At 64.4% G+C, this 15,640-nt stretch carries 19 protein-coding genes and 3 pseudogenes; 4 read left to right on the top strand and 18 right to left on the bottom strand.

Annotation, left to right across the window (positions count from 1 at the left end):
• Nucleotides 1–107 precede the first annotated feature (107 nt).
• Complete coding sequence (locus K6K41_RS06315; protein WP_261404351.1) at nt 108–377, bottom strand: hypothetical protein; 270 nt, start codon at nt 375–377, stop codon at nt 108–110.
• Nucleotides 378–458: 81 nt separating this feature from the next.
• The gene (locus K6K41_RS06310; RefSeq protein ID WP_261404350.1) at nt 459–764 is read right to left on the bottom strand and encodes a DUF4440 domain-containing protein; all 306 of its coding nucleotides are present in this window, start codon (nt 762–764) and stop codon (nt 459–461) included.
• Nucleotides 765–866: 102 nt separating this feature from the next.
• Between K6K41_RS06310 and K6K41_RS06305 the strand changes: the two are divergent.
• Together K6K41_RS06305 and K6K41_RS06300 are read left to right on the top strand one after the other, a co-directional pair.
• A pseudogene (locus tag K6K41_RS06305) lies at nt 867–1,180 on the top strand (hypothetical protein).
• Nucleotides 1,181–1,234: 54 nt separating this feature from the next.
• A complete protein-coding gene (locus tag K6K41_RS06300) occupies nt 1,235–1,828 on the top strand; it encodes an exopolysaccharide biosynthesis protein (protein WP_261405662.1) in 594 nt (197 codons plus the stop codon).
• Nucleotides 1,829–1,858: 30 nt separating this feature from the next.
• Here K6K41_RS06300 and K6K41_RS06295 read toward each other — a convergent pair.
• From K6K41_RS06295 to K6K41_RS06235, 13 genes and pseudogenes are all read right to left on the bottom strand, one after another.
• A pseudogene (locus K6K41_RS06295) lies at nt 1,859–2,605 on the bottom strand (molybdopterin-dependent oxidoreductase).
• Nucleotides 2,602–3,294: a cytochrome b/b6 domain-containing protein gene (locus K6K41_RS06290; RefSeq protein ID WP_261404349.1), complete on the bottom strand. Its 693-nt coding sequence runs from the start codon at nt 3,292–3,294 to the stop codon at nt 2,602–2,604. Before K6K41_RS06290 ends, K6K41_RS06295 begins: the two are co-directional and overlap by 4 nt.
• A 4-nt stretch (nt 3,295–3,298) precedes the next feature.
• The gene (locus K6K41_RS06285) at nt 3,299–4,123 is read right to left on the bottom strand and encodes a glycosyltransferase family 2 protein (RefSeq protein WP_261404348.1); all 825 of its coding nucleotides are present in this window, start codon (nt 4,121–4,123) and stop codon (nt 3,299–3,301) included.
• Nucleotides 4,120–4,662, bottom strand: a complete 543-nt coding sequence (locus K6K41_RS06280; RefSeq protein WP_261404347.1) for a class I SAM-dependent DNA methyltransferase — start codon at nt 4,660–4,662, stop codon at nt 4,120–4,122. The genes K6K41_RS06285 and K6K41_RS06280 overlap by 4 nt, the downstream gene beginning before the upstream one ends.
• A gap of 31 nt (nt 4,663–4,693) precedes the next feature.
• Complete coding sequence (locus K6K41_RS06275; RefSeq protein ID WP_261405661.1) at nt 4,694–5,380, bottom strand: PIG-L deacetylase family protein; 687 nt, start codon at nt 5,378–5,380, stop codon at nt 4,694–4,696.
• Nucleotides 5,377–5,598 carry a hypothetical protein gene (locus K6K41_RS06270; protein WP_261404346.1) on the bottom strand — a complete coding sequence of 74 codons (222 nt, stop codon included), beginning with the start codon at nt 5,596–5,598 and terminating at the stop codon, nt 5,377–5,379. Before K6K41_RS06270 ends, K6K41_RS06275 begins: the two co-directional genes overlap by 4 nt.
• Nucleotides 5,599–6,478: 880 nt before the next feature.
• Nucleotides 6,479–7,513, bottom strand: coding sequence for a glycosyltransferase (locus K6K41_RS06265; protein WP_261405660.1), 1,035 nt, complete (start codon nt 7,511–7,513; stop codon nt 6,479–6,481).
• Nucleotides 7,510–8,454, bottom strand: coding sequence for a glycosyltransferase family 2 protein (locus K6K41_RS06260; protein WP_261404345.1), 945 nt, complete (start codon nt 8,452–8,454; stop codon nt 7,510–7,512). Before K6K41_RS06260 ends, K6K41_RS06265 begins: the two co-directional genes overlap by 4 nt.
• Nucleotides 8,451–9,545, bottom strand: a complete 1,095-nt coding sequence (locus tag K6K41_RS06255) for a glycosyltransferase (RefSeq protein WP_261404344.1) — start codon at nt 9,543–9,545, stop codon at nt 8,451–8,453. The genes K6K41_RS06260 and K6K41_RS06255 overlap by 4 nt, the downstream gene beginning before the upstream one ends.
• 56 nt (nt 9,546–9,601) lie before the next feature.
• Nucleotides 9,602–10,081: a YciE/YciF ferroxidase family protein gene (locus K6K41_RS06250; RefSeq protein WP_261404343.1), complete on the bottom strand. Its 480-nt coding sequence runs from the start codon at nt 10,079–10,081 to the stop codon at nt 9,602–9,604.
• A 116-nt stretch (nt 10,082–10,197) separates the two neighbouring features.
• Nucleotides 10,198–10,446, bottom strand: a complete 249-nt coding sequence (locus K6K41_RS06245) for a hypothetical protein (RefSeq protein ID WP_261404342.1) — start codon at nt 10,444–10,446, stop codon at nt 10,198–10,200.
• A complete protein-coding gene (locus K6K41_RS06240; RefSeq protein WP_261404341.1) occupies nt 10,446–11,171 on the bottom strand; it encodes a Crp/Fnr family transcriptional regulator in 726 nt (241 codons plus the stop codon). Before K6K41_RS06240 ends, K6K41_RS06245 begins: the two co-directional genes overlap by 1 nt.
• A 49-nt stretch (nt 11,172–11,220) precedes the next feature.
• Nucleotides 11,221–11,499: a hypothetical protein gene (locus K6K41_RS06235; RefSeq protein ID WP_261404340.1), complete on the bottom strand. Its 279-nt coding sequence runs from the start codon at nt 11,497–11,499 to the stop codon at nt 11,221–11,223.
• Between the two features lie 308 nt (nt 11,500–11,807).
• Here K6K41_RS06235 and K6K41_RS06230 point away from each other — a divergent pair, with 308 nt between their 5' ends.
• Nucleotides 11,808–12,017, top strand: a complete 210-nt coding sequence (locus K6K41_RS06230) for a CsbD family protein (protein WP_261404339.1) — start codon at nt 11,808–11,810, stop codon at nt 12,015–12,017.
• Between the two features lie 135 nt (nt 12,018–12,152).
• Here the strand turns inward: K6K41_RS06230 and K6K41_RS06225 are convergent, their stop codons facing one another.
• The 3 genes and pseudogenes from K6K41_RS06225 to K6K41_RS06215 form a co-directional block, all read right to left on the bottom strand.
• Complete coding sequence (locus K6K41_RS06225) at nt 12,153–14,234, bottom strand: catalase (RefSeq protein WP_261405659.1); 2,082 nt, start codon at nt 14,232–14,234, stop codon at nt 12,153–12,155.
• A 144-nt stretch (nt 14,235–14,378) separates the two neighbouring features.
• Nucleotides 14,379–14,909: pseudogene (locus K6K41_RS06220) on the bottom strand (SDR family oxidoreductase); the annotation flags it as partial.
• Nucleotides 14,910–15,054: 145 nt separating this feature from the next.
• Entirely contained in the window at nt 15,055–15,234 is a 180-nt protein-coding gene (locus K6K41_RS06215) for a hypothetical protein (protein WP_261404338.1), read from the bottom strand.
• Nucleotides 15,235–15,266: 32 nt separating this feature from the next.
• Between K6K41_RS06215 and K6K41_RS06210 the strand changes: the two genes are divergently transcribed.
• Nucleotides 15,267–15,461, top strand: a complete 195-nt coding sequence (locus K6K41_RS06210; protein WP_261404337.1) for a hypothetical protein — start codon at nt 15,267–15,269, stop codon at nt 15,459–15,461.
• Nucleotides 15,462–15,640: the final 179 nt, after the last annotated feature.

Genomic DNA, 15,640 nt, shown 5'->3' with positions numbered 1-15,640 from the left:
AAATTTGGCACGCGTAAGAGTGCCCTGCCTGACGAGCGCTGGAAGCCGCGCGTAATGGCTGTCAAGCTTCGGAGCCACGCGGCGCGGTCGCGGCCCACCTTCACTCGCTATCCGCCCGTCGCATCTTGATCGCCGGCGTCCGGAAGCGTGCCGGCTCCCGGCGTCGCCTCGTAGTTGGTGTTCTTGGGTTCAGCGTGGGGACCTTCGGGACGCTTTTCGTGCTGACTGTCTGATTTCGAGTCGGGCTCGTCGTCGTGCTTATCCTTTTCAGCCTGGTCCTTCGCAGCGGCTTTCTCTCCGCCGCCCACTTCGACGCCGGCTTTGGCGTCGGGCTTGGCGGTCGTCGTGCCGTAGGTCGAACGATCATCCTTGTCCAAAATGCGCTCCCTCACTGCTTATCCTCGATGCTTCCGAGCTTGGGCGGCAGCGTCTGCTGGTGCTGGACGACGCGCCATTCCTCATGGTCGAGGGCGACGCAGCGTCGACGTGCAGTGAGCCTCGTAGCTTTCGTCGTTACTTTTGGCATGGGCGTCGTAAGCGATGACGATCAGGCCTTCCTGCGGTCGCGCGATCTGGCCGTTGGAAAGCTCGACGCTGTCCCATCGCGGCGTATTGGAGACGGCCTCAATCGCCTGCGTTCCGTTCATCACGAAGGGTGGCTTCGGCAGGACCATCAGGCATTCGTCGTCGACGAGCTCACGATAACGATCCGCTCCCCCGGTCCACAGGCTCTTCTCGAATTCCCAGACCCGATGGTCTTCCATGGCGTTCATCCTCCCACTGGCCGCTCGCGCTTTTCGGTTAGCCTTTTCCAAGCAAGCGAGCGGCATCGTTCCAAGTCGAGGATCGGGGAGGGAGACACCTGAGTGACAAGCACCCAGACGCCTGACGGCCGGTACTTCGGCCCGCGGTCGGCTCTGGAGGAAGAGCGATCCAGCATTGTCCGAGGCCGATCGTGCCGAGCACGTCTCGGCGCTGATGGCGGCGCGGCGTGCAGTGCGGGCGGCGAAAGGAGACGCGGACGCTTGCTGGGGCTCGCGCCGAAGTGGACGCAGCCAAGCGCGCGCTTGGCGAGCGGGGACCGGTGTGGTGGACCGATGGCGCGCCGGACTATGGTCGCCATCTCGCGCGCAACACGCCCTACGCGAAATGGTTCGACAGCCTACAAGGCGAAGACTGACCGACCTTTGCGGCGCTGGCCCGGAACGGGGGCGGTGACAGCCCGTTGATCCAGGTGCCAGACGCTCCTTCAAAAGTCGCCGACATCCTGGATCGCCTCGACGACGCCGCTGACGACGGCTCGAGCGTCAGTCTCGGCGCCATCGTGGATGCGTTCGGCGCGCGTGGCTACGGTCCATTCCTGATCGCGCCGGCGTTGCTCGTGCTGACGCCGCTTGGAGCGATCCCCGCTGTTCCGTCGCTGCTGGCCGCGCTTATCGCCCTGTTTTCGATCCAGATGACTTTGGGTCGAGACCAGATGTGGCTGCCGGAACGCGTCAAGAAATGGTCTGTGTCACGGGAGAAAGTGGACGCCTCTACGGACAAACTGAGGCCGATCGCGGATCGACTGGACCGGTTGTTTCATGGTCGGCTCGAGTGGCTCACCGAAGGCCCGGCGGTTCGCATCGCGGCCACGGCATGCGCGCTGCTGGCGCTCACCGTGCCGCCTCTCGAACTGCTGCCATTTGCGAGCGCTGCTCCAATGGCCGCGATCGCGGCCTTCGGCCTCGCCCTGACAGTCAAGGATGGCGCGCTGATGCTGGTCGCCATCGGATTGATGATCGCCGCGGTGGCGGTTGGCCTGGGGTTCGCCGCGACGCCTGGCTGACCGAACCCTTCGAAAAGACATCCAAGGACTTCAGATCCCAGCGTACCAAGAAAACCCGAGTTCCGAGAGCATGCTTCCGCGGCCCGCTCCGAGTCCGTCGACGGCCGCGACAGCCTCGATGCTTGTCAGGTACTTCAAAGACTTATAGCCCAGCTGCCGCTCGACCCTAAGCCGGACTGGGGCGCCATGCGCGACCGGAAGGTCGCGTCCGTTCATGCCGTAGGCGAGGATCGTCTGTGGGTGAAGGGCGTCGAAAGATCGTAGCTGTCCCACCAGCCATCGACCGATCGGACGACGATGAAGCGGGCTTCGCGCTTCAGGCCGACTGACGCCAGAAGATGGGACAGCTGGACGCCGGTCCACCCGCCGATCGCCGACCAGCCCTGCTCGCAGGAGTGAAGCGTAATCTGGGTGCGCGCGGGCATGGCGCGCAAGTCGACAAGCGACACAGACGACGGCCGCTCGACCAGCCCGCTGACGCGCAAGCGCCAGTCGGCGAAGCCCTGGGCTTTTGAGCGTTGGTAGTCCGAACTGTCCGGATTGGTGGTGTTGATCGTGGGAAAGACGTCCGAGATCGCGTCCGGCCCGAACTGTCGCGCCAACGGCTGGTTGCGCAACAAAAAAACGCTGGGTGGCGAAGGTCAGCGTGTCCGATAGGCCGTAGACGCCGCCTCTACTCGGTCCGCCTTCGAGGAGATCGCAGCCACCGACTAGGCCGGCGGCGCCGATCGCCGAACCGCCGACGAGGAGCCGACGGCGGCTGAACGAGGTGGTCATGGTCGACGGTCTCCTCGTCCCGTCAGCATTCCGCGGATCAGGGCTTTAGGATCGTTGGCCAAGACCTGCCAGACATGGACGACGACGAACGCCAGCAGGACGCAGGCGCTCAGAAAATGGATCGTCCGCGCCGACTGCCGGCCGCCGAACATCCAGAACAGCTCGGGATAGGCCGCTGTCACACCCGGCGACATGGTCAGCCCCGTAAGGACCATGAGCGGCGCGAGAATGACGATGACGGCGAGGTAGGCGAGCTTCTGCAGAACGTTGTAGCGACGGTCGTTCGCGTTCTCTAAGCGCGAGCCGCCGAAGCGCAGGTGAGCTCGCGCTTCGGAGAGGATGTGGCCTGGCCGCAATTGGTCTCGTTCGGGAAGAAGGCGACCGCGGAGCCGACCGCCGAAAACGCTGGCGACCAGATAGACCGCTCCGGCAATCACCAGAATCCAGGCCGACAGGAAATGGAGGTTCCGGCCCCAGCCTGTCTGCTCGGTGTTGGTCGGCAGGGGCAGCACAATCCAGCCGGGCGATGCGTTCGAGCCAGTCTCGCCCCAGAACAGGCGAGGGAGCGCCAACAGGATCGCGATGCCGCTGACGACGAGCGCGAAGAAGGCCGCAGCGCCAACCCAATGCGTGATGCGCACCCACGCCGGGTGACCCGGATGCTGTGTGTGGATCCGCGCCTCGGTCATCTGGTCAAGCGCTCGTGGCGGACAGCGCCGGTGACATCGAGACTGAGCTTCTGTCGGAGGAGAAGGCGATCTGGCCCTCAGCCTCGAAGGCATTCAGCCAGCCCTCCATCGGCCACCAGCCCCATTTCCGGCGGAAGACCTGTGCGTTCCGGACAATGTCCCCAAGATGCTCTACGGGAGGGTCGCTGACCGGATGGTGCTGGTGGAACACGACGTCGCCGCCAGTGAATAGAAGAGGGACGTCCAGCTGCTTCGCGCGAAAACCGAAATCGGTGTCCTCGCCGCCATAACCGGTGAAGGCCTCGTCAAAACCTCCGATCCGGTCGAACGTCGTTCGCCTGACGCCGAACGCCAGAGACCAGAACAGCCCGTAGTTCGTTTCTCGCAGGAGGCCGGCGTCGGGAAACACGCGCGCGGGATGAGGTCGACCGGCCGCGACGAGCTCGGCTTCGGTCCACGCGCCGCGCGCGTCTTCCGGACCGAGATAGAGCGCCTGCGGACAGACCAGCCCATCGACCTTGTCGAGGGCGCTTTCGATCAGCTCGAGCAGAGCGCGGGACGGGATGCAGTCGGCGTCCAGAAACAGCAGACGATCGCCGCCCGCCGATCGGGCGGCGAGGTTGCGGGCCGTGGCGAGCGGGAGACGCTCGCCCCTCAGCGCGATCCGTCGGATCGGAAACGGGGCGCCGGGGATCGGCGGCGGGGCGTCATTCATATCGACCAGGACGAGCTCGGCCGGAAGCGGTCGGCAACGTTTCAGGCCCTCGACAAGCTGGTGAAGATGAGCGGTCCGACCTCGTGCGAGCGTCAACACGCTGACGCCGGTCATGGCGCGCGCTCCCAGATGTCCAGACGATAGCTCTCGGTCCGTTCGGCTCCGACCGACCATATGAAGGGCGTCGCCGCTTGCGCGAGCTTCCCGACGGCCTCATCGCCGGTCTGCGGATAGTCGGTAGCTCCGGTCCAATGGACCAGGAGCACCCTGCCGTTTTTGGCCAGCGCTTCCGACATCCAGTGGCCGGCCGCGTTCAGATCCCGGTCGCTCCAGTAGTAGGCGACCTCGGAGACGATGATCAGATCGAACTCACCGGGGGGCGCTTGCTCGGGGAATGTCATCTGCCCGAACCGGATGCCTGCCAGATCGGCGCAGCGGCGGCGCGCGCTCGCAAGCGCTGAGGCGCTGACGTCGACCGCGATCAGCTCATCGACGCGGGGCGCGAGCCGGCTCGTCAAAACGCCGTTGGCGCAGCCGATCTCCAGCCCGCGGCGGAACCGACGGTTTTCAAACGCCGCGATCGTGCGATCGTATTTGGCGCGTTCGTAGGCGCTGCTCTCGAACCGCCATGGGTCGGGATCGGCCGCAAACATGTTCTCGAAGTAGGACGGTGGCAGCGAAGCGTCAGGGCGCATGGCGGTCCGCCTTGAGATAGAGAGTGTCCGCGTTTGGCATTCGCCTAAGGCGCTCCGGCACACGAAAGCCTTCTCCGTGGAGCGGCGTCATTTGGCTGCGGTGGGCGGCGAGCGCCAACCGTCTGGGGCCAGGGGGATATGGCCCCGTGCGGAACGCCCGACCCTGCGGAACGTCATTGGCCCAAACGACATAATCGAAGACGTCGATGCGCCTCATCGCTGTGAGCGCGACCTCGCGCGCAAGCGCCGAGGCCGCCTGATGATCGCAGTGCGGATCGAGCGCCGAGGTTGTCGCGATCGCGTCGACAGCCCGCGACCGGCACAGCGCTCCGAGTAATCGGACTGCGTCGGCCCACATCGGCGCGCCGGGACTGGGAGGCTTGGCGTCCGGCCAGTTCAGGAAAACGGGATCGGGGCCCTGAGGAGCAAGCAGCCGAAGGGCTGCGCGCGCCTCTAAGCGCCGGAGCGCTGCGAGATCCGGCGGACCGTCGGAACCATGAGACGCTGATCCGTCGGTGATGAACACGACGCCTGCAAGGCGCCGCTCGGCGGCGCTTTCGGCGATGAGCGCCCCGGCGCCGATGGTTTCGTCGTCCGCATGTGGAGCAAGGACGAGCCATCGCGTGTCGCGCCAACGGGTCGAGCGGAGCGGAGTGGTCAACCGCCCACACTTCACCAAAGCTCGTCTCCTTCGTGCCAAACGTCGCGTTCGAGAAAGGCTTTGGCGGCTTCATCACGGGCGTAGTCGGGACCCGCCTGACGGAGGTAGAGGCTGAGATCACGGATGATCTTGTCGATACGGGTTCCGTCGGCTGCGCTTCTCGTGCCGACGATTCGAGCTGAAATCTCCATGACGTCGAGGGCCGCGCGCTCGACCACGCCGCGCGCCAGCAACACGATCGGCTTTGCGTCCGGATGATCGCTTGCGGCGCGGTCGGCCGCCTCCCGGACCCAGAGACCCCGCCCCTAGTCGCGGCGACAGCGTCCGCGAACTTGGCTCGCTGAAGAGGATCTGAGCGCGCCGCGTCGGACATCGCGGACCGCGTTTCGCGCAGCAACGCTTCCACGCCGCCGAGCTGGACCGCCAGGAAACGCCATGCGCCTGCAGTGAAACGGGGCTCGCGATCGTAGTCACCCGCCGCGCCCAGTAGATCGCGCTCGACCGGCCGAAAGCCCGTCAGGTCGTATGTCCCGCTGATGGTGGCGCGCATGCCGCGCACCCGCCATCCTGAGATGTCGGCCCGTTCCTGCTGGTTGGCCGGGATGATGACGAGACGACGCTCGCCGCTCGAAGGACGGGCCGTGACCAGTGCATAGTCCAGTCGGCCGGCGCCGGTCGCGAACCGCTTCGAGCCTGACAGACGGTCGCCGAACGGATCGGCTTCGAGCGCGACGCCGGGCGGCGGCTCGGTCGCCCAGACGCCGAACATGCGCCCGGCGTCGAGATCGATGGAAAGGCGCTCCAGCTGCTCGGGTGATCCGTACCAGCCGAACAGCTTCAGCGCGTTGACATGCCCCTCATAGATGCGGCCGAGGCTGAGATCGGCCCGCCCGACCAGGCGCAGCGAATTGAAGAGCGCGCAGTTCTCGTCCTGCGGCGATGGAAACGTCCGTCCGCCTGCGGCCCTCGGCGCGAAAGTGCGGTGGCATCCAGCGCGGATTAGAAGATCGACGCTTTCGGCCGGCCAGACGCCTTCTGCATCGTAGCGGAGGCCGAGCGCAGCGACGCGCGCTTCATAGAGCGAGAAATGGAGATCGGTCGATGGAGCCTGCGTCATCGATCCGCCCAATCCAGAATAGTGGCCGCCGCTTTCGCGACGCCGTGCCGATCATGGAAGCCAGCGATCGCCCGGGTACCTATCGCTGAAGCTTTCCGCAGGACTTCGGGCCATTCGCCAGGCTGTGGCCATCGCTGCAGCACGATCGCCGCGCCGGCTGCGTCCAAGGCCTCTGCCTTGGCGCGCTGTTCGCCGAAGGGGCGATCCTCTGGAATGCAGACATAGGCCTTGCCGCAAGCCGCGACCGCGCCGAGCACGCCGTCTCCGGCGCCGCCGACCACAACGCCCGCGGCTCCAATTTCTTCATCGGCATGATCAATCCATCCGGCGACGTCCAGGTTCGGAGGCGCCGGCGACGGGCAGCCGATCGGACCCATCACCCGCCATTGTCGGTCAGGCGTGGCGCGCGCGGCATCGTCGAGATCTTGGACGGTGGTCCGGCTTCCGCCCCGACCGAACGCGACCAAGACCACATTGTCCGTTCGGTCAGACGCGGCGGAATAGGAACCGAGACCCGAGGCGTAGAATGTCTTCGCTCGGACCCAGTCCGGCGCGTCGGCGGTTTCGCAACGTGGATCGAAGGGCGCAAGCAGCGCTTGGGCTCCGCGAAAGGCGTCAAGATGGGCCGCGTCCCAACGCGCGCCGGCGAGCCTCACATAGACGGTGGGCGTAGCGCACAGTCTGGCCAGCATCGCCATCTCGACCGAGACGTCGACGACCATAAGCGCGGGGCGTCGTTCCGCGATCCAGCTTGCGACGAGCCGCGTGCGCTCCCGGACGCCCTCGTGATGGATCGGCGCGTAATGCAGGGCGTCCGGCCGCACGATCTCGCCGTCCGCGCCGTCGAAGTCGTCGCGATCGAACGGTCGGTCGTCGGGCAGCTCGACTGTGTCGAAGGGACCGGACAGGTGCTCGACGCCGGTTCCAATAAGGGTGAAGCGGCCTGGCGCTCGAGCAGCGATCGCCCGCGCGCGCTGTCGATGTCCTTCGCCATGATGATGCACGTAATAGCCGATTGGTCCGCCGCTCATGCTGCGGTCTCGATCACGGCAGGCGTCACGATGATGTTGCAGATCATGGGGGCCAGGTCGGGCTCCAGAGCTGCAACGCGCGCATCGCCGCCGACCAGCCGAACAGAGCGGCGCCAATGCGCGCGCTCCCGCCACTGTTCGAGCGAAGGCGCGGCCATGGCGTCGGCGGCTGACCCGGCGAGCGCTTGCATTTTTGTCGCCATCCCGCCGATCGCGCGGGCGTCCGTCCGCGGCGAGACCCGTGTCCAGACCGTAGCCGGATGCCTGAGCCGAAAGCCGAGCGCTCGGGCCTTCATGACGTAGGCCCCGTCTTCGCCGACCGGAATGGCAGGAACGCCGCCGGTGGCGCGATAGGCTACCGCGGTCGTCGCCAGGCTGCCGCCGGTGTGGTCGCCATGACGAGGCGGCGGGTCCCAGGCCACCGGATCGATCTCGTCCTCGATCGCCCGAACCGCTCGCCAATAGGCTGAGAGGGCTTCCCACCGCGATCGGACGAGGAGCGGCACGGCCTCGTCTTCGCCGAGCATTAGCGCGCCGCCGACGAGGTCGGCGCCGTCGATGATCGTTTCGACGTTTCGCCGGACCCAATCTCTTGGCGGACGAGCGTCGGCGTCGGTCGTGAGGAGCACGGCGCCGTCGTCGCCTCCGACGATGTCGAGGCCGACGTCCATCGCCCGCCGACGGGCCGATCCTGCATGAGCGACGCTCGGTTCGAAATCTTGCTCGTCCACGAAAACGCGAAGCCTGTCCGCCAGTTCTGAGGCGAGACGCTGAACGACATCACGCGATCCGTCGCTCGTGTTGTTGAGCGCGATCACCACGGGCAGCGGCGCTTCCCAATCCTGCTGGGCGAGCGAGCGGAGCAGTCGAGGCAGTCTGTCTTGCTCGTTTCGCGCGGGCACGCACACGCAGACTTGTCGCTGGGCGGTGGAGGAGCTCATACCGCGACCACCAGTCGATCCGCACTCGAGGCCACGGGCTCACATTCGATCATTCGCTCGTAGAGCCGCTCATAGGCGTCGATCATTACCTCGACATCACAGTGACGCTCGGCTCGCCTTCGACAGTCGCGACGACCAAGTCTTTGCGCCATCATGCAGGCTTGGGCCAAGGCTTCGGCATCGTCAGAAGCGGCGAGCACGCCGCACGTGTGATCCAGGACTTCGGCGATCGCCCCGCGCGCGAACGCTGCGACGGGAGTTCCGCAGGCCAACGCTTCGGCGGCCACCAGACCGTATGGCTCTTCCCAGCACGGCGTGAACAGCAGGGCGCGCGCGCCGCCGATGACATCGGCGAGCTCGCCATGATCGAGGTGCCCGAGATGCAACGCGCCGTGACCCAGCCGCGGCCGGATTTCGCGATCATAGTAGGCCGGGTCCGCAATCGGCCCGGCGATGCGCAGGGGCATGCCCACGCGGTGGGCCGCGTCGATGGCGAAATGAAGTCCCTTTTCCGGGACGATCCGTCCCGACCAAGCCAAATAAGGGTCAGGGCAAGGCGTTTCGCGGAAGGCAAAGCGTTCGAGATCGATGCCGTTTAGCACTACGCCCTGGACCGCTGCGATCGGAGCCCACTGGCGCCTGAGCGCGTCCGAGACGGTTACGAAAGTGGAGCGCGACGACCGGCACAGACGAACGCCGCTTTCCAGCCAGCAGAATGGCGGAGTGTGGAGGGTCGTCAGCATGGGCGTCGAGACGGCGTCCGCCATGGCGACCGGCAGGTAGTGCAACGCGTTGTTGTGAATGACGTCGAAGGCTCTCGTGCGTAGCTCGACCATGAGCTTCAGATAGGCGTGGTGTTCCTGAAAGAAGGCGACGTCGGTCGCTTCTGACAGACCGACCTCCTGTATGGCCGTTTCATCACAGATCGGCTCGACTCCAACGGTCACATCCGAGCCGTTCGAAGCAAAGACCGTGACGTCGTGACCACGTCGCCGAAGTCCGCGCGCCAGAAGATGAGTATGAGTCTCGAGACCTCCGGCGAAAGGCTCGCCGATCCTGTACTTGAGATGAGCAATGATGCCGATACGCAAGGCGTTACCTACCGTGTTCGTGGTCGATCACGCGGGTTTCCGCGAGCGAATAGGGTTCAAGCTGCAAGCTGCTCAGCGATCTTGGACAGTCGCTCGTCCGCGGCCTTTTCCTCCTGCAAAGTCTTTTCGAGCAGCGGCGTCGCCTCGTCGTAACCCAGCTTCACCGACCATGATTTCAGCAGCCCGTAGCGAGCCATTTCATAATGCTCGACCGCCTGAGCGCCGCCGATCAGAACGTCGTCCGAGGCTGGCGAGTGGGCGAATTCTTCGAGGTCTTCTTCCATCTCGGAAGTGATGCCCTGCATAGCCTCGCAAATCTTGGCGCGCGGCGACTTCCCGATGATCTCGAAGATCTCGGTCAGGCGCTCAATCTGCGCTTCGGTTTCTTCAAGGTGCTCTTCGAAGGCGCGTTTGAGATCGAGCTCTTTTGCAGCTCGCGCTGATTTCTTGAGCGCGCGCGCCGAAGCTCGCTCGGCGTAGAGCACGTCCTTGAGCGTTTCGTGGAATGCGTCCGCGAGCGTCTTGGTCGTCGTCATCGGCGATCTCCTCGAGCCATACGACTCAAGGAGTCTGCGCCTTGCCCGCTCGTTCCAGTCCGCGGCGAATGAATCTGCCAAAACAGCTCAGTCAGCCATTCGAAGGCTGAAATCGATTATAGGGCTATAAAGTCGGAAAGCTGTTTTCCGATCCAGCGCTCCGCCGCCTCAAGGTTGGCGAACAGAGGCGGCTTGGTGCTGTCGACGCCGTTGAAGCCGGCTTCGAGGCTCCATTGTCCCACCACGGCGCCGTGGCCTGCGTCGTCGAGGCGAACGAGCACTGCGATCAGTTTTTCCTCGTGAAAGACCAGCCGTCCCTCCTCATCCGCAGAGCCGGTGGCGACCTTCACGTGTTTGAATTCCATCACGGACGATCCTCTCGATCCTGCCGGAAATGCAGATAGCTCGGGTCGAAGGCCGCAAAACGCTTGAGCGCCGCGACGTCCGGGATGGTGATCTCGCGTCCTGCCTGAACAATCAGCTTCGAACCACGCAGCCGTTGCAAGGCTCGGTTCACCGACACTGTCGTCAGTCCGACCGTGTCGCCGAGTTCGGCTTGGGATAGCTCCAGCTTGAACCCATCGGCCGTAGCCTGCCCGACGACCTGAAGCCTGACCAGCAGTTCGCAAAGGATGTGCGCCACGCGGGCGCTCGGCGAACGCCGGCCCATGTTGACCAGCCACTCACGCAGGATGGCGGCGTTCACAAGCTCCGACCACCACAACGCCCGCGCCAGCGCCGGACGGGATGTCAGCATCAGGATATGTTCTTCAGTGAGCTCGGCGATCTGGCACTGCGTCCGCGCCGCCATGCCGTGATCCATCTTGTCGAGCAAAAACCCGTAGAGGTCGCAGAAGTCGCCCGGCACCAGGTAACCGATGATCTGCCGCTTGCCGTCGGCCAGCGTCTTGTAGCGGTAGCCGTGACCTTCGATGATGACATGAACGATGTCGGTATGGTCGCCTTCGCTGACGATGTCCTCGCCAGACTTGAGCGTTCTTCCGCGCCCGACGACCGCGTGTAGGAGCTTCTTGTCTTTATCGGGAAGCGGATGCAGAGCTTCAAGCTTTCCGATGATCGAAGTCGACATGCGCTCGTGAGCTCCGATTAAAAAGTTATTGGCTGAGTTGCGCCGTTAATCACACGGCGGTCTCGGCGTCTCGATCGGCGCCCGCGCTATCGATTGTCGATTGCGCTGTCGCCAACGCCATGTCGATCCGCGACGATATATAGGCCGCCATGCGGCCATCGAGTCTCATCTCGTCGAATGCGGCTTTCAGATCGACAAGAGCTTGAACCGGGCTCTGTTGAGCTTGAAGGAGATACGCCTCGATGTGCTGGTCAACAGCTCGCGTGGCGTCGCCTTGCGCTCCGACGACGACGACTAAAGACGCCATGCAGGTCTGGATGTCGCTCATTCCACGTTTGTAAGGCGTGCAATAAAGTGGCGCTATAAACCCCTATAATGTTCGTCGCTGTTTCTGCTTCTGGGCACGGATTGGCGTATTCATATCGCCACCAACAGTACGACGCTCGTCTGCGCACCCGCTGAAACCAGACGGTGCGGACCTATCGACGAAATGCAGGCTGACAGCCTGAACGCGGTCTGTTCGAGATCGCGCTCTCAATGCGCGATGCGCGGGGCTTGGTCACAGGTTCGAGCGATCTCGCAACGATGTCCGTCGGCTGTGCGTTCTTCCCGTACGAACAACAAAAGGAGGCTCCCATGGCTTGGGATCGCGTCGAAGGAAACTGGAAGCAGGCGAAGGGCAAGGTCAAGGAACAGTGGGGCAAGCTCACTGACGACGACCTCGACGTCATCGCCGGCAAGCGTGACCAGCTCGAGGGCAAGATTCAGGAGCGCTACGGAATCGAGAAGGCGAAAGCCAAGGAAGAGGTGGACGCCTGGTCGACGAAGTACGACAGCCGCCACTGATCCCATTTCGAGTTATGGAAAAGCGTCGCGCCCACAAGGCCGCGGCGCTTTTTTCTGGTTCCGAGAAGGCCGTCTGGTGCGCAGCATCGACGGAAGCGACCGCGACTAGTCCGCCGCGGTCGCCGGCGCCCTTTCTCAGGCGAGCGTGCGGACGTTCGGCTCGCGGTCCCAGTAGCGCTTCTTCGCAGCCTCTACGAAGCCGTCGAGATCGACGACGCCCTCGTCCGGTTCAACGCCTGCCTTGTCGAGCAGCGGCTTGGCGGCAGCGTTGTGGCCGATGGCCTTGAGATGCCCGAAGGCGTCCATGACCCACTGCACCGCAGCGCCTTCCTTAGTCAGCCTCGCAGTCGCTTCTTTCGACAGCACCACCGCGCAGGCGTCGACGGTGACGGAGGGCTGGCCGAAGAGCTGCGCGTCCGCGCTGACGCTCGAACCGTCCGACAGCGGCACCGCGCCGACTTTCGGCGCGATCAGCAGCGTATGACCGCCGGCTTTCTTGACCGCGTCCCTGACGCCCTTCAGCTCGGCTGCGTCGCTGCCGTCCGCGAACAGGACGCCGACCGTCCGTCCCTCCAGCGTGTGCTTCTCGAGCGGCCCCCGGATGATCCGCAGGGCCGGCGATGGCTCCATGTCGATCGGAGCCACCTTCGTGGGCGAGGCCTTCGGAAGCTCCATCGCCAGCCCATCTGCGACGCGGCGTGCGAGCTTCTCGTCGACGTTGCGTAGGTTCGCCATCACCGCGCGACGAATGTGCTCGATCGACACCTTGCTGAGCTCGAACACGAAGGCCGATGCGATGTGCGCTTGCTCCGCTGGGTCCATCGAGCGCCAGAACAGCCGGGCCTGACTGTAGTGGTCCGCGAAGCTTTCCGCGCGGATGCGCAGCTTCTGGCCCTGCTCTTCGGCCGGGTAGCTCTTAAAGCCGTTGTCCGGATCTTCGCGCGGACCGCCAATCTCTCCGGCGAGATGCAGCGAGTTCGGCTCGTAGTTGGCGCGCCCCTTCGGCGCCTGCATCTGCATGTGGCCGTCGCGCTGGAGATTGTGGAACGGGCAGCCGCCCTCGCGCCCCTTCGCCTGATTGACCGGGATCTGGTGCCAGTTCGTCGAACCCAGCCGCTTGATCTGGGTGTCCTGGTAGGAGAACAGCCGGCCTTGCAGCAGCGGGTCGTTCGAGTGATCGATGCCCGGCACGAGGTGGCTCGGGCAGAACGCGACCTGCTCGGTCTCTGCGAAGAAGTTGTCCGGGTAGCGGTCCAGCACCAGCTTGCCGACGATCCGGACCGGCAGGACTTCCTCCGGAATGATCTTGGTCGCGTCGAGCACGTCATAGGGCTGGCTGTTCGCGAACTCCTCATCGAAGAGCTGCACGCCGAGATCCCATTCGGGATAGTCGCCGCGGCCGATACGCTCGAACAGGTCGCGACGCTGGTAGTCGGGGTCGGCGCCAGCCGTCTTGACGGTCTCGTCCCAGATCGACGAGGCGAGGCCGGCTTTCGGTTTCCAGTGAAACTTGACGAAAGTGCTCTTTCCGTCCCGGTCGACCAAGCGGAATGTGTGGATGCCGAACCCTTCCATCGTGGCGAAGCTCTTCGGAAGTGTCCGGTCCGACATCGCCCACATGATCATGTGGGTGGATTCCGGCATCAGGCTGATGAAGTCCCAGAAGGTGTCATGCGCGGTCGCAGCCTGGGGATAGCCTCGGTCGGCTTCCATCTTGGCGGCGTGGATGAGGTCCGGAAACTTCATCGCGTCCTGGATGAAGAAGACGGGGATGTTATTGCCGACGAGATCCCAGTTGCCCTCGCGGGTGTAGAACTTGACGGCGAAGCCACGCACGTCGCGCGGCGTGTCGACCGAGCCGGCGCCGCCCGCAACGGTCGAGAACCGCACGAAGACGTCGGTGCGCTGCCCCTTCTTCTGGAACAGGTCCGCCCGAGTGATGTCGGCGAGGCTGTCGGTGCATTCGAAATAGCCATGCGCAGCAGACCCGCGCGCGTGCACGATGCGCTCGGGTATGCGCTCGTGGTCGAAGTGGTTGATTTTCTCCCGGTAGACCTCGTCCTCGAGAAGCACCGGGCCGCGCGGGCCGACCTTGAGCTGGTTCTGGTTGTCGCTGATCGGCGTCCCATGATTGGTCGTGAGGACCGGATGGTCGGCGTCGGTGGTCTGATGGGTTTCGCCGCCGTCGCCGGCGTTTGTTGAAACGTTTTTGGTCATAGCGTCCTCGTTAGACTCAAGGGCGCAACGGCTGCGCTTTACACTAGTTCCAGACCCAAAACGCCTCTCCGCGTGTCGTGGTGATTGGGCAGACGCCATGCCGCTGTCGTCCGCTGCGGCTTCGGTCGAGACTTCTTTCTCGCATCAAACGACCGTCTGGCCGCCCGCGATGGTGAGCAGCGCGCCGGACGTGTAGCTCGCCTCGTCGGAGGCCAGCATGACGTAAGCTGATGCAAGCTCGGCCGGTTGGCCCGGCCGTCCGAACGGCGTCTTCGAACCGAAGGTCTCGACAGCCTCGGGCGGCATGCCCGCTGGGATGAAGGGCGTCCAGATCGGACCCGGCAGCACGGCGTTCACGCGAATGCCCTTGCCGGCGAGAAGCTGGGCCAGCCCGATGGTCAGGTTCGCGATCGCGCCTTTGGTGGCGTATGGCAAGAGCTGGGGCGACGGATCCTTGGAGTTCACCGACGCCGTGTTGATGATGGAGCCGCCGGGCTTCATATGCCGCGTGGCGAGTTGCGTCAGATGGAAGGTCGCATGGACGTTGGTGTCGAACGTCTTGGTCCACTTTTCGAGCGAAACCTCGTCGATCGATTGGAAAGGCTTCTGGTAGGCGGCGTTGTTGACGAGGATGTCGACCCCTCCAAGCTCGGCGACAGCGCGCTCCACGATCTGTTCGCGGATGAGATAGAGGCTAAGGCATTAGAGACGCTTCGCATTCTTGTGGATAGGACGTCCGTCGAAGCGTTGACGCAGTAGGCAGGCCCGTTTGTCGAGGTGTCCATCGGACTGTTAGCTCTCGTCCAGCGTAGTCCTAAGCTCAGTTGATATCCCCCACTCCCTCACTCCGCCCCTCCGCTTCGAGCGCGGCCATCTCTAGAAGGTACGCCAGCGTACTCTCGCCGGCGCGCTTCGCCTGAGCTTGCAGGGCTCGTATCGCCTCCGCCATCTCGCGCATCTGGTTTTCGCCAACGGGCGCTTGTTCATCTTTCGTTCCCATGGAATCAATTCCTCTCAGCCAGGGAGGACGCTATGCCGGACGCCGCCGAGAAACTGTTCGAAGATGAAAGCGTAGAGTGGACTGAAGCCGTCGTCGACGAGCTGATTATAAGGGCCCGCGGGGATGAACGAGCGGCCATCCGCGAGCTTGTGATCGAGCTCGCCGAGGTCCGCGCCGCCGTTTCGCTCGGCTATCTGCGCGGCGTCCAGCCCGAACGGCCCCGATGAGCCGGCCGCGGGGCCCCAAGCGCTACGATCGGATCGAGGACCGGGAAGAGATCAAGGCGATCTGTCTCGAGGCTCGAGACAAGCTGTCGGCAGTCGTGAGGCGGGTAGATTTCGGCGCGCCGCACTACCACGCCACGGTGAACGTTGGGATCGCCCTACGCCGGCTTGCCGAAATGCTT

It is taken from the genome of Chenggangzhangella methanolivorans, from assembly GCF_019797865.1.
Taxonomy (GTDB): Bacteria; Pseudomonadota; Alphaproteobacteria; order Rhizobiales; family Methylopilaceae; genus Methylopila; species Methylopila methanolivorans.
Note: the sequence above shows the minus strand (reverse complement) of the source record. Positions and strands in the feature narration are given on the sequence as shown.

Excerpts from the sequence above, each read along its gene's own strand:
- K6K41_RS06310 (WP_261404350.1), bottom strand. The coding sequence starts at position 764 with ATGGAAGACCATCGGGTCTGGGAATTCGAGAAGAGCCTGTGGACCGGG.
- K6K41_RS06290 (WP_261404349.1), bottom strand. The coding sequence starts at position 3,294 with ATGACCGAGGCGCGGATCCACACACAGCATCCGGGTCACCCGGCGTGG.
- K6K41_RS06285 (WP_261404348.1), bottom strand. The coding sequence starts at position 4,123 with ATGACCGGCGTCAGCGTGTTGACGCTCGCACGAGGTCGGACCGCTCAT.
- K6K41_RS06280 (WP_261404347.1), bottom strand. The coding sequence starts at position 4,662 with ATGTTTGCGGCCGATCCCGACCCATGGCGGTTCGAGAGCAGCGCCTAC.
- K6K41_RS06265 (WP_261405660.1), bottom strand. The coding sequence starts at position 7,513 with ATGAGCGGCGGACCAATCGGCTATTACGTGCATCATCATGGCGAAGGA.
- K6K41_RS06260 (WP_261404345.1), bottom strand. The coding sequence starts at position 8,454 with ATGAGCTCCTCCACCGCCCAGCGACAAGTCTGCGTGTGCGTGCCCGCG.
- K6K41_RS06250 (WP_261404343.1), bottom strand. The coding sequence starts at position 10,081 with ATGACGACGACCAAGACGCTCGCGGACGCATTCCACGAAACGCTCAAG.
- K6K41_RS06245 (WP_261404342.1), bottom strand. The coding sequence starts at position 10,446 with ATGGAATTCAAACACGTGAAGGTCGCCACCGGCTCTGCGGATGAGGAG.
- K6K41_RS06240 (WP_261404341.1), bottom strand. The coding sequence starts at position 11,171 with ATGTCGACTTCGATCATCGGAAAGCTTGAAGCTCTGCATCCGCTTCCC.
- K6K41_RS06235 (WP_261404340.1), bottom strand. The coding sequence starts at position 11,499 with ATGAGCGACATCCAGACCTGCATGGCGTCTTTAGTCGTCGTCGTCGGA.
- K6K41_RS06230 (WP_261404339.1), top strand. The coding sequence starts at position 11,808 with ATGGCTTGGGATCGCGTCGAAGGAAACTGGAAGCAGGCGAAGGGCAAG.
- K6K41_RS06225 (WP_261405659.1), bottom strand. The coding sequence starts at position 14,234 with ATGACCAAAAACGTTTCAACAAACGCCGGCGACGGCGGCGAAACCCAT.
- K6K41_RS06215 (WP_261404338.1), bottom strand. The coding sequence starts at position 15,234 with ATGGGAACGAAAGATGAACAAGCGCCCGTTGGCGAAAACCAGATGCGC.
- K6K41_RS06210 (WP_261404337.1), top strand. The coding sequence starts at position 15,267 with ATGCCGGACGCCGCCGAGAAACTGTTCGAAGATGAAAGCGTAGAGTGG.